This is a genomic window from Mesorhizobium sp. PUT5 (assembly GCF_052216645.1).
Classification (GTDB): Bacteria; Pseudomonadota; Alphaproteobacteria; order Rhizobiales; family Rhizobiaceae; genus Mesorhizobium.
This window is the reverse complement of sequence record NZ_JBQOSO010000003.1, coordinates 1,710,122-1,723,505: the sequence shown is the minus strand read 5'-3', so window position 1 is coordinate 1,723,505 and position 13,384 is coordinate 1,710,122. Positions and strand designations below refer to the sequence as shown.

The following is a 13,384-nucleotide window of genomic DNA, read 5'->3' as shown; positions in this document are numbered from 1 at the left end:
TCCCGCAGGTTCAGCGGCCACATAGCGCCATTTGCGCCATTTGTCACGCCTCGCCGCAGCTTTATTTGCGGCCGCGCGCTTTCGCTTTGGCCTTGCGCGAAAGATGTAGGCTTTCTAGACCTTTCAGGGGAACTTTTCCACGGGCAACACCATGCTTCTTCTCGACGCGATCACGCTGTTTCTCGCGGGCGTGCTTTCCGGCGCGGTCAACGCGGTCGCGGGCGGCGGCACCTTCCTGGCTTTCGGCGCGCTGACGCTGGTGGGCGTCGCCCCGATCACGGCCAACGCCACCTCCTCCGTCGCCCAGCTTCCCGGCTACGTCACCTCCACCCTCGCCTACTGGAGCGACATCACCCGCATGTGGCGCGGCGCGCTTCTGCTCTGCCTTGCTTCGGCGGCAGGCGCGCTGGCCGGCGCGCTGATCCTGCTTTCGCTCGACAACCCGTCATTCCGGGCAATGGTGCCGTGGCTGCTGATCGCCGCCACCGTCCTGTTCGCGGCCGGGCCGCGCCTGAAGCCGAAGCCCCGGCCGGATGCCGGCGCGCACGCCGGCTCGCGCATCGGCGCCCTCATCCAGTTCACGGCGTCCATCTATGGCGGCTTCTTCGGCGCGGGCATGGGCGTGATGATGCTGGCCACGCTCGGTCTGACCGAGAACGGCGACTACCACAAGCTCAACGCGCTGAAGAACATGCTGTCCATCGTCATCGCGGCGGTGGCGATTATCGTCTTCGTCTCGGGCGGGGTGGTGGCATGGCCGCAGGCGGCGGCCATGGTGCCGGGCGTGGCGCTCGGCGGCTATGGCGGCGTGTGGCTGGCCCGGCGCGTGCCGCAGCCCATCCTGCGCGGCTTCGTGATCGCCGTGGGCCTGCTGCTGGCGTTCTATTATTTCGTGCGGGGCTGATCCGGCGAAAAAAGGTCCGGCCGCCGCTCCGCCGTCAGCCGCTCCGCCTGCTCGCGCCGCCAGGCGGCGATCCTGGCGTGGTTGCCGGAAACCAGCACTTCCGGGATCGTGCGGCCCTCGAATTCCTGTGGGCGCGTGTAGTGCGGATGCTCCAGCAGGCCGTTCTCGAAGCTCTCCTCCTCGCCGGAGCGCTCGTTGCCCATAACGCCCGGCAGCAGCCGCACCACGGCATCGAGCAGCACCAGCGCCGCCGGCTCGCCGCCCGACAAGATGAAATCGCCGATCGAGACCTCCTCCAGGCCGCGCGCCTCGATGAGGCGCTGGTCGACGCCCTCGAAACGCCCGCACAGGATGACGGCGCCTGGGCCGGCGGCCAGTTCTCGCACCCTGGCCTGCGTCAACGGCCTGCCGCGCGGGCTCATCAGCAGGCGCGGGCGGGGATCTCCGGGCGGCGAGGCATGGTCGACGGCACGCGCCAGAACGTCGGCGCGCATGACCATGCCGGCGCCGCCGCCGGCCGGCGTGTCGTCCACCGTCCGGTGGCGGTCGGTGGCGAAATCGCGGATCTGGACCGTCTCCAGCGACCACGTTCCCGCCTCCAGCGCCTTGCCGGCCAGCGACAGGCCGAGCGCGCCGGGAAACATTTCCGGATAGAGCGTCAGCACCGAGGCCCGGAACATCACCGGTTGCCTCCGGCATCCTTGGGCCCGCGCGGGCGGCTTTTGCGCATGTCGAAGCCTTCGGGACCGGGTTCTTCGTCATCCTCGACCAGGCCCGCCGCGTGCCTGTCGATGCGGACATATCCCCCGGCGACCGAGACTTCCGGCACGGCCGCCTTGGAAAACGGGATCAGCACGCCTTTGCGGCCGTCCAGCGTCAGGTCGAGTATGTCGCCGCCGCCGAAATTCTGCACGGCCGCGACCTTGCCGACCGCCGCGCCATCCTCGTCCTTCACCGCAAGCCCGACCAGATCGGCGTGATAGAACTCGTCCTCCTCCTCGTCGGGCAGGGCCGAACGGTCGACGAACAGTTCCGTGCCGGTCAATGCCTCGGCCGCGCTGCGGTCGTCCACGCCCTTGAAGCGCACGACCACCACCGTACCGGCCGGCCGGATGTCGACGATCTCGAAGGCGCGGCCGTCCTTATCATGGAGCGGCCCGTAGTCGCCCAGCGCCAACGGGTCCCCGGTGAATGTCTTGACGCGCAACTCGCCCCGGATGCCGTGGGCCGCGCCGATCACGGCCATCTGGATGGAATTTTCAGGTTTTGGCATCGCCTCGCTTCACCGCCTGCTAACCGGGTAAGTCGATACTGACTTAGTTTAATCGGGTCCCGACTGCCAATGCAGGAATTCCTCATCTGCGCCAAGCCCGACTTGCAAGCCGCGCGCGAAAGCTGGCTGAAGGCGCTGGCGGGCGAGCGCCGGCTCTCGGCGCTGACGGTGGAAGCCTATGAGCGCGACACGCGACAGTTCCTGCAATTCCTGACCGGCCATTGCGGCGGCTCGCCCGGCATCGCCGACATTGCCGACCTCAGGCCGGCCGACCTGCGCGCCTTCCTCGCCTCGCGCCGGCAAAGGGGGGCCGGCCCTCGCACGCTGGGGCGCGGACTTGCCGGCGTTCGCTCTTTCCTGCGCTTTCTCGAGCGACGCGGCCTCGTCAATGCGGCGGGTGCGACGGCGCTGCGCGCGCCGAAGCAACCCAAATCTCTGCCCAAGCCGTTGACTGCACCGGATGCCAGGCGTGTCGTCTCTGCCGATGGGCAACTGGCCGAGGAGCCCTGGATCGCGGCGCGCAACGCGGCGGTGCTGACCCTGCTCTATGGCGGCGGACTGCGCATCTCGGAAGCGCTCGGCCTCGACGGTGCCGATCTTGCTTCGGCCGACGAGACGGTGCTGCGAATCACCGGCAAGGGCGGCAAGACGCGGCTGGTGCCGGTGCTGCCGGTCGCTTTCAGGGCTGTCGCAGAATATCGCAGGCTCTGCCCCTATCATCTCGGCGCGGGCGAGCCGCTGTTTCGCGGCGCGCGCGGCGGCGCGCTCAACCCAGCCATCGTGCAACGGGAGATGGCGAAACTGCGCTCGGCGCTGAACCTGCCCGAAACGGCGACGCCGCATGCGCTGCGGCATTCCTTCGCCACGCATCTGCTGGGGCGCGGCGGCGACCTGCGCACCATCCAGGAACTGCTCGGCCACGCCAGCCTGTCGACCACGCAAATCTATACCGGCGTCGATACCGCGCGGCTCCTGGAGATTTACGAATCCGCCCACCCGCGCGCCTGAGTTCCCCTCGGCATCAGGGCAATTTGACGTTGCCTGTTAACCGTTCGGCCGTCTTTTGCAGCTAGAAGACAGGCATGAGACGCATCATGGCCATGGCAGATCGCGCGGCGCTCCTGTCGTTCAGGGGGCTGGTTGCGCTCAACCTTCTGTTTTTCTTCTGCTTCCTGCTGGTGGCCCTGATCGCCGCCCGCACGGTCGACGCCGCCCCGCAGGTCGTGCAGGCCGCCGACCATGTGTTGTCGCCTGTCGCGACACAGGGCGACCCCACCCGCAAAGAGTGATTTTCCCTCCGCGTCCGCCTTTGCTATCCTTTCACCCCATCTGACCGTGGCGAGAAGGAGAAAAGCATGACGAAAGCACTGATCGTGGCCGCGTCGCTCGGCCTCTCCATATCGGCCGTCCATGCCTGCGACTTCATGCGGACCGCGCAGGATGCCAAGACCGACCGTACCGTCGTCGCCAGCGTGAACGTGGACAAGGCCGCTCCGATGTCCGTACCGGACGCCAAAATCGTGTTGCCGCACAAGGCCGCATCCGCGCAGCAACCGGACGGGAAAATCGCCGACTGACGCTTTTTCTCTGCTTCGGGCGGCGCCCCTCCGGGAACGAAGCATGTCCCCGGAGGGCGTTGCCGTCCGCCTTCGGCCCGCAAATTGAAACCCGATCCTCCATCAGGCGTTGATGGCGATTGACGCCGTCACTCGATGGAGGACTTCATGGCCACGAACCCCAACCGCCCGGACCCCAACGATCCGCGCCTGACGGACCCGCTCAATCCGATCCCGGGCCCTTCCACCAATGATCCGCGCCTCGACGACCCCGTTCCAGCGCAGGCGCGCGGAAGCGGCAGCATATGGATGATGGCTCTGGCGGTGATCGTGCTGGCGATCATTGCCTATTATGTCTTCTGGCGCAGCGCGCCTTATGAAAACCCGCCCGCCGAACAGCCGGCAGCCGGCCAGTCCGCCCCGGCTCCTTCGCCACCGGCCCAGCCGGCCGCGCCCGCGGCTCCGGCACAACCTGCTCCGACGCAGGCGCCCACCATGCAGCCGGCAAAGCCCGCCGAGCCCGCAGCCCCGGCACAACCGGCGCCGGCACCTGCACAGCCGGCCCAATAGGCGCCAAATGGAATAAGGCCCGCCATATCGGCGAGCCTTATTCCTGCAGTCAGATGTGGATCGGCTTGAAGAAGGCGGCCAACGCGGCCTCCTTCACCGCCTCCGACATGGTCGGGTGTGCGTGGCAGGTGCGGGCGAGATCCTCGGCCGAGCCGCCGAACTCCATCAGAACCGCCGCCTCGTGGATCATCTCGCCGGCGCCGAAGCCGACGATGTGGACACCGAGCACCCGGTCGCTCTTCTTGTCGGCCAGGATCTTCACGAAGCCGTCCGTGTGCAGCATGGCGCGCGCCCGGCCATTGGCGGTGAAGGGGAACTTGCCGACCTTGTAGTCGATGCCTGCCTTCTTCAGCTCTTCCTCGGTCTTGCCGACGGAGGCCACTTCGGGGCTCGTATAGACGACGCTCGGAATGACGTCGTAGTTCACATGACCGGCCTGGCCCGCGATGCGCTCGGCCACGGCCACGCCCTCGTCCTCGGCCTTGTGGGCCAGCATCGGCCCGGCCACCACGTCGCCGATGGCCCAGATGCCGGGCACATTGGTGGCGAGATGCGCGTCGGTCTTGACGCGGCCGCGCTCGTCCGTCGCCACGCCGGCCTCCTTCAGGCCCAGTTCGTCGGCATAGGCCCGGCGTCCGGTGGCGACCAGAACCACATCGGCTTCGATGTTTTCGGCGTTCCCGCCCTTCACCGGCTCGAAGGTGACGGTCGCCCCCTTCTTCTCCTTCTTCACGCCGGTCACCTTGGCGCCGAGCTTGAAGACAAAGCCCTGCTTGCCGAGCATGCGCTGGAACTGTTTTGCGACCTCGCCGTCCATGCCGCCGAGGATGGTGTCGAGGAACTCCACCACGGTGACCTTGGCGCCCAGGCGCGCCCAGACAGACCCCAGCTCCAGCCCGATGACGCCGCCGCCGACCACAACCATGGTTTCCGGCACCTTGGGCAGCTCCAGCGCGCCGGTGGAGGAGACGATCGTCTTTTCGTCGAAGTCGACCTTGACGCCCGGAATGCCGGCAACCTCAGACCCGGTGGCGATGACGATGTTCTTCGCCTCGATCTCCTCGGCCTTGCCGTCCGTGCCGGTGACGGAAACCTTGCCCGCCGAAACCACCTTGCCGGTGCCGCGGAAGGTGTCGATCTTGTTCTTCTTGAACAGGAAGGCGACGCCGGCCACGTTGGCCGCCACCGTGGTGTCCTTGTGCGCCAGCATCTTCGCGAGATTGAGCTTCGGCTGCACCTCGACGCCCAGCGTGTCGAAGGAATGACCGGCCTCGGCAAACATCTCCGAGGCATGCAGCAGCGCCTTCGAGGGGATGCAGCCAATATTCAGGCAGGTGCCGCCGAAGGTCTCGCGCTTCTCCACCACGGCCACCTTGAGACCGAGCTGGGCAGCCTTGATGGCGCACACATAGCCGCCCGGTCCCGAGCCGATCACCACCACGTCATAAGCCATATTCTTGTCCCTCTTTACGGCGAAGACCGGCTGCGGCGCGCCAGGCCGGTCTTCATCGGTTCAGCATTCAAAAGGCTGGTGCAAAGCGCCCGTCAAAGATCCAGGACCAGACGCTCCGGATCCTCCAGGCTTTCCTTGACGCGCACCAGGAAGGTGACGGCTTCCTTGCCGTCGACGATGCGGTGATCGTAGGAAAGCGCCAGGTACATCATCGGGCGGATGACGATCTGGCCGCCGATGACCACCGGGCGCTCCTGGATCTTGTGCATGCCGAGGATACCCGACTGGGGGGCATTGAGGATCGGCGTGGACATCAGCGAGCCGTAGACGCCGCCGTTGGAGATGGTGAAGGTGCCGCCCTGCATGTCGGCGACCGAGAGCTTGCCGTCGCGCGCGGCTATGCCGAGGCGGCCGATTTCCTTCTCGATCCCGGCGATCGACATGGCGTCGGCGTCACGCACCACCGGCACGACAAGGCCCTTGTCGGTGCCGACGGCCACGCCAATATGAGCGTAGTTCTTGTAGATGATGTCGGTGCCGTCGATCTCGGCGTTGACCGCCGGAATCTCCTTCAGCGCATGGGTCACGGCCTTGGTGAAGAAGCCCATGAAGCCGAGCTTCACGCCGTGCTTCTTCTCGAACACGTCCTTGTACTTGGCGCGCAGGTCCATCACCGCCTTCATGTCCACCTCGTTGAAGGTGGTGAGCATGGCAGCAGTGCTTTGGGCGTCCTTCAGTCGGCGCGCAATGGTCTGGCGCAGCTTGGTCATGCGCACGCGCTCCTCGCGCGGCGCATCCTCGGCCGACGAAGGCGCGCGTGCCACGGCCGGCACGGCCCTGGGCGTCTCGGCCGGCTGCGAGGGCGCGCCTTGAGCGAGCGCGTCCAGCACGTCGCCCTTCAGCACCTGGCCGCGCTTGCCTGAGCCGGAGACCTGGTCCACCGAAATATTCGCCTCGGCGAGCAGCTTGGCGGCGGAAGGTGCCGGCGGCATCGTGCGCGCCTCGATGGCCCCTTCCCCTGCGACCTTGGCCGACTGGGCGGCGGCTTCCTTGGTGGTGGAGGCCGCGGTCGGCGCCGATGCCTGCGCCACGGCCGTGTCCTGCCTGGGCTGCGGCGCGGCCTTGGCGCCGCCTTCGACGATGGTGCCGAGGATGGCGCCGACGCCGACGGTCTCGCCCTCCTTGACGGTAATTTCGCCCAGCGCGCCGGCGGCCGCGGCGGGCACCTCGATCGTCACCTTGTCGGTTTCAAGCTCGACCAGCGGCTCGTCGGCGGCGATCGCCTCGCCCACCTTCTTGAACCATTTGCCGACAGTCGCCTCGGTAACGGATTCGCCGAGAGTGGGAACCTTGATTTCGGTGGCCATGTGTAGCTTCCGTTCCTTTATGTCTATTCGCCGAGTGCGTCTTCGAGCAGCGCAGCAAGTTGTGCCAGATGCTTCGACATCAGGCCAGTCGCCGGCGAAGCGGCGGCGGGGCGGCCAGTGTAGCGCACGCGCTGGTGCTTGGCGTCGATATGGGCGAGAACCCATTCCAGATAGGGGTCGATGAACGACCAGGCGCCCATGTTCTTGGGCTCTTCCTGGCACCACACCATCTCCGCGTTGCGGAAGCGCGACAGCTCGGTGATCAGCGCCTTGGCCGGGAACGGATAGAGCTGCTCGACGCGCAGCAGATAGATGTCGTCGATGCCGCGCTTCTCCCGCTCCTCGTAAAGGTCGTAGTAGACCTTGCCCGAGCACAGCACGACACGGCGGATCTTGGAATCCTTGACCAGCTTGATCGGCTCGTTGCCCAGATATTGCGCGTCGTCCCACAGCAGCCGGTGGAAAGAGCTTTCGCCCGACAGTTCGGCGATGGTCGAAACGGCGCGCTTGTGGCGCAGCAGCGACTTCGGCGTCATCAGGATCAGCGGCTTGCGGAAATCGCGCTTCAACTGCCGGCGCAGGATGTGGAAATAATTCGCCGGCGTCGTGCAGTAGGCGACCTGCATGTTGTCTTCCGCACACAATTGCAGGAAGCGCTCCAGGCGTGCCGAGGAGTGCTCCGGCCCCTGGCCCTCATAGCCGTGCGGCAGCAGGCAGACGAGGCCCGACATGCGCAGCCATTTGCGCTCGCCGGACGAGATGAACTGGTCGAACACCACCTGCGCGCCGTTGGCGAAGTCGCCGAACTGGGCTTCCCACATGGTGAGAGCCTTGGGCGCGGACAGGCTGTAGCCGTATTCGAAGCCGAGCACGGCCTCTTCGGACAGCATGGAGTTGATGACCTCGTAGCCGGCCTGGGCCGGCGACAGATTGTTCAAGGGTATGTAACGGGTCTCGTCGCGCTGGTCGTAGAGCACCGAATGGCGCTGCGAGAAGGTGCCACGCTCGGAATCCTGGCCAGACAGGCGCACCGGATTGCCGTCGAGCAGGATGGCGCCGAAAGCCAGCGCCTCGGCCGTCGACCAGTCGATGCCTTCGCCGGTCTCGATCGCATTGCGGCGGTTGTCGAGGAAACGCTGGATGGTGCGGTGCACCTCGAAATCCTTCGGCACCTCGGTCAGCTTCCTGCCGATCTCCTTCAGGGCCTTGACCGGCACGGCGGTCTTGCCCCGGCGCAGCTCGTCCTGATGGTCGGCAACGCGCAGGCCCGACCAGACGCCGTCGAGCCAATCGGCCTTGTTGGGCTTGTAGGACTGCCCGGCCTCCCATTCCGCTTCCAGATGGGCGCGCCAATCGGCCTTCATGCGGTCGATGTCTTCCTGGGTCAGGAGACCCTCGGAAATCAGCCTGGCGCTATAGAGCTGAAGCGCGGTCTGGTGGGCGCGGATGGCACGATACATGATCGGCTGGGTGAAGGCCGGCTCGTCGCCCTCGTTGTGGCCGAAGCGGCGATAGCAGAACATGTCCACCACCACCGGCTTGTGGAACTTCATGCGGAATTCGGTGGCCACCTTGGCGGCGAAGACCACGGCCTCCGGGTCGTCGCCATTGACGTGGAAGATCGGCGCCTCGATCATCTTGGCCACGTCGGACGGATAGGGCGACGAGCGCGAATAGCGCGGATTGGTGGTGAAACCGATCTGGTTGTTGATGATGAAATGGACCGTACCGGCGACGCGATGTCCCCTCAGGCCGGAAAGTCCGAGGATTTCCGCCACCACGCCCTGCCCGGCGAACGCGGCGTCGCCGTGGATGAGCAGCGGCATCACCTTGGCCCGTTCCTCCAGCGGCACGATTTCTTCGCGCGAGCGGCCGTAGATCTGGTCCTGCTTGGCGCGGGCCTTGCCCATCACCACGGGATCGACGATCTCCAGATGAGAAGGATTGGCGGTCAGCGACAGGTGCACCTTGTTGCCGTCGAACTCGCGGTCCGACGAGGCGCCGAGGTGGTATTTGACGTCGCCGGAGCCCTCCACTTCGTCGGGCGCGTAGGAGCCGCCCTTGAATTCGTGGAAGATGGCGCGATGGGGCTTGGCCATCACCTGGGAGAGCACGTTGAGGCGGCCGCGATGGGCCATGCCCAGCACGATCTCCTCCATGCCGAGCTGGCCGCCGCGCTTGACGATCTGCTCCAGCGCGGGGATCAGGGATTCGCCGCCATCCAGGCCGAAGCGCTTGGTGCCCTTGTATTTGATGTCGATGAACTGCTCGAAGCCTTCCGCCTCGATCAGCTTGTGCAGGATCGCCTTCTTGCCCTCGGCGGTAAAGGAGATTTCCTTGTCGGCGCCTTCGATGCGCTCCTGGATCCAGGCTTTCTCCTCAGGGTCGGAGATGTGCATGAACTCCACGCCCAGCGTCGAGCAATAGGTGCGGGTCAAGATATCCAGCATCTGCCGGACGGTGCCGAATTCCAGCCCCAGCACGTTGTCGAGGAAGATGGGCCGGTCATAGTCGGCTTCGGTGAAGCCGTAATTCTGCGGCGACAGCTCGTTATAGTCCTCGAGCTGGCTGGCGATGCCCAGCGGATCGAGATTGGCGTGCAGGTGGCCGCGCATGCGGAAGGCGCGGATCATCATGATGGCATGCACGGAATCGCGCGCGGCCTGATGAACTTCCGCCTCGGACAGCATGGCTCCGGCAGCCTGCGCCTTTTCCGCGAGCTTGCCCTTGACCTTCTTTTCGATGGCCTTCTCGACCAGCCCCCAATTGCCGTCGAACGCCGAAACCAGTTCGCCATTGGCCGTGAGCGGCCAGCCGGGCTTCTTCCACGAAGCGCCCCGGGCGTTGTTCCTGACGTCGGCGGCGTCGTCCTTCAGCGATGCGAAGAAGTCCTGCCATTCCGGATCGACGGATGCGGGGTCGTCCTCATAAGCGGCATAAAGCGCCTCGATATAGTCGGCGTTGCCGCCGTAGAGGAACGAGGTGAGTGCGAATTGATCGTTGGCGTGGTCTTGTCTCGACATATCGCTTTTGAAGCCCCTGCTTCAACTCCTGAACCGTGAACGGCTATGCTGCCGATGAGGCCGGCCCTATCGGCCGCCCTGCGAAATCTGCCCCTCCTTGTCATTCGCGCCGGGCAGGAGGACCGCCCGGCGCGTCAATCAGCCCTTGATGGCTTCGACCAGGGTCGTCCCCAATCGCGCCGGCGATGGCGACACCTTGATGCCGGCCGCCTCCATCGCCGCGATCTTGTCTTCCGCACCGCCCTTGCCGCCGGAAATCACCGCGCCGGCGTGACCCATGGTGCGGCCGGGAGGAGCGGTGCGACCGGCGATGAAGCCTGCCATCGGCTTCCTGCGGCCGCGCTTGGCCTCGTCGCGCAGGAACTGCGCGGCATCTTCCTCGGCGGAACCGCCGATCTCGCCGATCATGATGATCGACTTGGTCTCCTCGTCGGCAAGGAACATTTCCAGCACGTCGATGAACTCCGTACCCTTCACCGGATCGCCGCCGATACCGACGGCCGTGGTCTGGCCGAGGCCGACATTGGTGGTCTGGAAGACCGCCTCATAGGTAAGTGTTCCCGAGCGCGAAACAACGCCGACGGAGCCCTTCCTGAAGATGTTGCCGGGCATGATGCCGATCTTGCATTCGTCCGGCGTCAGAATGCCCGGGCAATTGGGCCCGAGCAGGCGCGACTTGGACCTGTCGAGCCTGGCCTTGACACGCACCATGTCCATGACCGGGATGCCCTCGGTGATGCAGACGATGAAGGGGATTTCTGCCTCGATGGCCTCGATGATGGCATCGGCGGCGCCTGCCGGCGGCACATAGACGACCGAGGCGGTGGCGCCGGTCTTTTCCTTGCCTTCGGCGACGCTGGCGAAGATCGGCAGGGCCTCGCCCTTCGAGCCGTGCCAGGTTTCGCCACCCTTCTTCGGATGAATGCCGCCCACCATCTTGGTGCCGTGATAGGCAAGCGCCTGCTCGGTGTGGAAGGTGCCGGTCTTGCCGGTCAGGCCCTGAACGAGAACCTTGGTGTTCTTGTCGATGAGAATGGACATCAGCTCAGTTTCCCTTCACCGCCGCCACGATCTTCTTGGCTGCGTCGTCCAGATCGTCCGCCGAGATGACGTTTAGGCCGCTCTCGTCGATGATCTTCTTGCCCAGTTCGACATTGGTGCCTTCCAGCCGCACCACCAGCGGCACCTTCAGGCCGACTTCCCTGACCGCGGCCACCACGCCCTCGGCGATGACGTCGCACTTCATGATGCCGCCGAAAATGTTGACGAGGATGCCTTTGACGGCCGGATCGGCAGTGATGATCTTGAAGGCGGCCGTCACCTTCTCCTTGCTCGCGCCGCCGCCGACGTCGAGGAAGTTCGCCGGCTCGGCGCCATAGAGCTTGATGATGTCCATGGTCGCCATGGCGAGGCCTGCGCCGTTGACCATGCAGCCGATGTCGCCCTCCAGCGCCACATAGGCGAGGTCGTATTTCGACGCCTCGATCTCCTTCTCGTCCTCCTCCGTGGTGTCGCGAAGCTCAACCACGTCGGGATGACGGAAAAGCGCATTGTTGTCGAACGACACCTTGGCGTCGAGAACGCGCAGGTGACCGTTCGTCATGACGATCAGCGGGTTGACCTCGAGCAGGCTCATGTCCTTTTCGACGAAGGCCTTGTAGAGCGCCGGGAACAGTTTCTCGCCGTCGGCCGCCGCGGCGCCCGAAAGCTTCAGCGCCGTATTCAGCTTGCCGGCATCGCCGACGGTGACGCCCTTTTCCGGATCGATGGCGACGGTGATGATCTTTTCCGGCGTGTCGTGTGCCACCGTCTCGATATCCATGCCGCCCTCGGTGGAAACCACGAAGGCGACGCGGCCGACCGTGCGATCCACCAGGATCGAGAGATACAGTTCGCGGTCGATGTCGGCGCCATCCTCTATGTAGAGGCGGTTGACCTGCTTGCCGGCCGGCCCGGTCTGCTTGGTGACGAGGGTGTGGCCCAGCATCTCGCCGACATTGGCCACGACCTCCTCGACCGACTTCGCCAGCCGCACGCCGCCCTTGGCGTCGGGGGAAAGCTCCTTGAACTTGCCCTTGCCGCGCCCGCCGGCATGGATCTGGCTCTTCACCACGTAGAGCGGCCCCGGCAGCTTCCTGGCGGCGGCTTCAGCCTCGCCGGCCTTGAAGACCGGAACACCTTCCGCGACTGGCGCGCCGAACCCCTTGAGAAGCTGCTTGGCCTGATACTCGTGAATGTTCATGGCAACTTCTCCAGCGTTACTTGTTGGCCAGTTGCGGAGCGATGCCGACGCAGGCCTCGGTGAGCCCCTGGACGGCGGCCACCGACTTGTCGAACATCTTCTGCTCGGCCTTGTTGAAGTCGAGCTCGATGACGCGCTCGACGCCGTTGGCGCCGATCACCACCGGCACGCCGACATACATGTCCTTGAGGCCATACTGGCCGTTGAGGTGGGCCGCGCAGGGCAGCACACGCTTCTTGTCCTTGAGGTAGCTCTCGGCCATGGCGATGGCCGAGGCGGCCGGCGCGTAATAGGCCGAGCCGGTCTTGAGCAGGCCGACGATCTCGCCACCGCCCTTGCGGGTGCGCTCCACGATGGCGTCGAGCTTCTCCTGGCTGGTCCAGCCCATCTTGACGAGGTCGGGCAGCGGGATGCCGGCGACGGTGGAGTAGCGCACCATCGGCACCATGTCGTCGCCATGGCCGCCGAGCGTCATGGCCGAAACGTCCTCGACAGACACCTTGAATTCATCGGCCAGGAAATAGCGGAAGCGGGCGGAATCGAGCACGCCGGCCATGCCGACCACATGGCTCCTGGGCAGGCCGGAGAACTTCTGCAGCGCCCAGACCATGGCATCGAGCGGGTTGGTGATGCAGATGACGAAGGCGTTGGGCGCGTATTTCTTGATGCCGGCGCCGACCTGCTCCATGACCTTCAGGTTGATGCCAAGCAGGTCGTCGCGGCTCATGCCGGGCTTGCGCGGCACGCCGGCGGTGACGATGCACACGTCCGCGCCCTCGATGCCGGCGTAGTCGTTGACGCCGGTGAGCCGCGAGTCGAAGCCGTCCACCGGCGAGGACTGGGCGATGTCGAGCCCCTTGCCCTGCGGGATGCCTTCGGCAATGTCGAACAGAACCACGTCGCCGAGGTCTTTCAGGCCGATCATATGGGCGAGCGTGCCGCCGATCATGCCCGAGCCGATGAGCGCTATCTTGTTGCGTGCCATGTCAGGATCAT

General features: G+C 65.6%; 13 protein-coding genes. 5 read left to right on the top strand and 8 right to left on the bottom strand.

Annotated elements, in window-relative coordinates; all coding sequences use genetic code 11:
* Positions 1–151: 151 nt before the first annotated feature.
* On the top strand, positions 152–904 hold the full coding sequence (locus tag ACTDI4_RS09780; RefSeq protein WP_442840971.1) for a sulfite exporter TauE/SafE family protein: 753 nt from the start codon (positions 152–154) through the stop codon (positions 902–904).
* On the opposite strand, the gene trmD is transcribed toward ACTDI4_RS09780, so the two are convergent.
* Both trmD and rimM read right to left on the bottom strand, forming a co-directional pair.
* Positions 886–1,587: a tRNA (guanosine(37)-N1)-methyltransferase TrmD gene (trmD, locus tag ACTDI4_RS09775; RefSeq protein ID WP_442840970.1), complete on the bottom strand. Its 702-nt coding sequence runs from the start codon at positions 1,585–1,587 to the stop codon at positions 886–888. The genes ACTDI4_RS09780 and trmD overlap by 19 nt on opposite strands.
* Positions 1,584–2,177 carry a ribosome maturation factor RimM gene (rimM, locus tag ACTDI4_RS09770; RefSeq protein ID WP_442840969.1) on the bottom strand — a complete coding sequence of 198 codons (594 nt, stop codon included), beginning with the start codon at positions 2,175–2,177 and terminating at the stop codon, positions 1,584–1,586. The genes trmD and rimM overlap by 4 nt, the downstream gene beginning before the upstream one ends.
* A gap of 69 nt (positions 2,178–2,246) precedes the next feature.
* Between rimM and ACTDI4_RS09765 the strand changes: the two genes are divergently transcribed.
* The 4 genes from ACTDI4_RS09765 to ACTDI4_RS09750 all read left to right on the top strand — a co-directional run bounded on the left by ACTDI4_RS09765 (position 2,247) and on the right by ACTDI4_RS09750 (position 4,303).
* Positions 2,247–3,185 carry a tyrosine recombinase XerC gene (locus ACTDI4_RS09765; RefSeq protein WP_442840968.1) on the top strand — a complete coding sequence of 313 codons (939 nt, stop codon included), beginning with the start codon at positions 2,247–2,249 and terminating at the stop codon, positions 3,183–3,185.
* 74 nt (positions 3,186–3,259) lie between these two features.
* Entirely contained in the window at positions 3,260–3,466 is a 207-nt protein-coding gene (locus tag ACTDI4_RS09760) for a hypothetical protein (RefSeq protein WP_442840967.1), read from the top strand.
* A 66-nt stretch (positions 3,467–3,532) separates the two neighbouring features.
* Entirely contained in the window at positions 3,533–3,754 is a 222-nt protein-coding gene (locus ACTDI4_RS09755) for a hypothetical protein (protein WP_442840966.1), read from the top strand.
* A gap of 147 nt (positions 3,755–3,901) precedes the next feature.
* Entirely contained in the window at positions 3,902–4,303 is a 402-nt protein-coding gene (locus ACTDI4_RS09750) for a hypothetical protein (protein WP_442840965.1), read from the top strand.
* A 49-nt stretch (positions 4,304–4,352) separates the two neighbouring features.
* On the opposite strand, the gene lpdA is transcribed toward ACTDI4_RS09750, so the two are convergent.
* The 6 genes from lpdA to mdh form a co-directional block, all read right to left on the bottom strand.
* Positions 4,353–5,756: a dihydrolipoyl dehydrogenase gene (gene lpdA / locus ACTDI4_RS09745; protein ID WP_442840964.1), complete on the bottom strand. Its 1,404-nt coding sequence runs from the start codon at positions 5,754–5,756 to the stop codon at positions 4,353–4,355.
* 92 nt (positions 5,757–5,848) lie between these two features.
* Entirely contained in the window at positions 5,849–7,123 is a 1,275-nt protein-coding gene (gene odhB / locus ACTDI4_RS09740; protein WP_442840963.1) for a 2-oxoglutarate dehydrogenase complex dihydrolipoyllysine-residue succinyltransferase, read from the bottom strand.
* Between the two features lie 23 nt (positions 7,124–7,146).
* Positions 7,147–10,146, bottom strand: coding sequence for a 2-oxoglutarate dehydrogenase E1 component (locus tag ACTDI4_RS09735; protein WP_442840962.1), 3,000 nt, complete (start codon positions 10,144–10,146; stop codon positions 7,147–7,149).
* Between the two features lie 138 nt (positions 10,147–10,284).
* The gene (gene sucD / locus ACTDI4_RS09730) at positions 10,285–11,187 is read right to left on the bottom strand and encodes a succinate--CoA ligase subunit alpha (RefSeq protein ID WP_442840961.1); all 903 of its coding nucleotides are present in this window, start codon (positions 11,185–11,187) and stop codon (positions 10,285–10,287) included.
* 4 nt (positions 11,188–11,191) lie between these two features.
* Positions 11,192–12,388: an ADP-forming succinate--CoA ligase subunit beta gene (gene sucC / locus ACTDI4_RS09725; RefSeq protein WP_442840960.1), complete on the bottom strand. Its 1,197-nt coding sequence runs from the start codon at positions 12,386–12,388 to the stop codon at positions 11,192–11,194.
* A 16-nt stretch (positions 12,389–12,404) separates the two neighbouring features.
* On the bottom strand, positions 12,405–13,373 hold the full coding sequence (gene mdh, locus ACTDI4_RS09720) for a malate dehydrogenase (protein WP_442840959.1): 969 nt from the start codon (positions 13,371–13,373) through the stop codon (positions 12,405–12,407).
* Positions 13,374–13,384 lie beyond the last annotated feature (11 nt).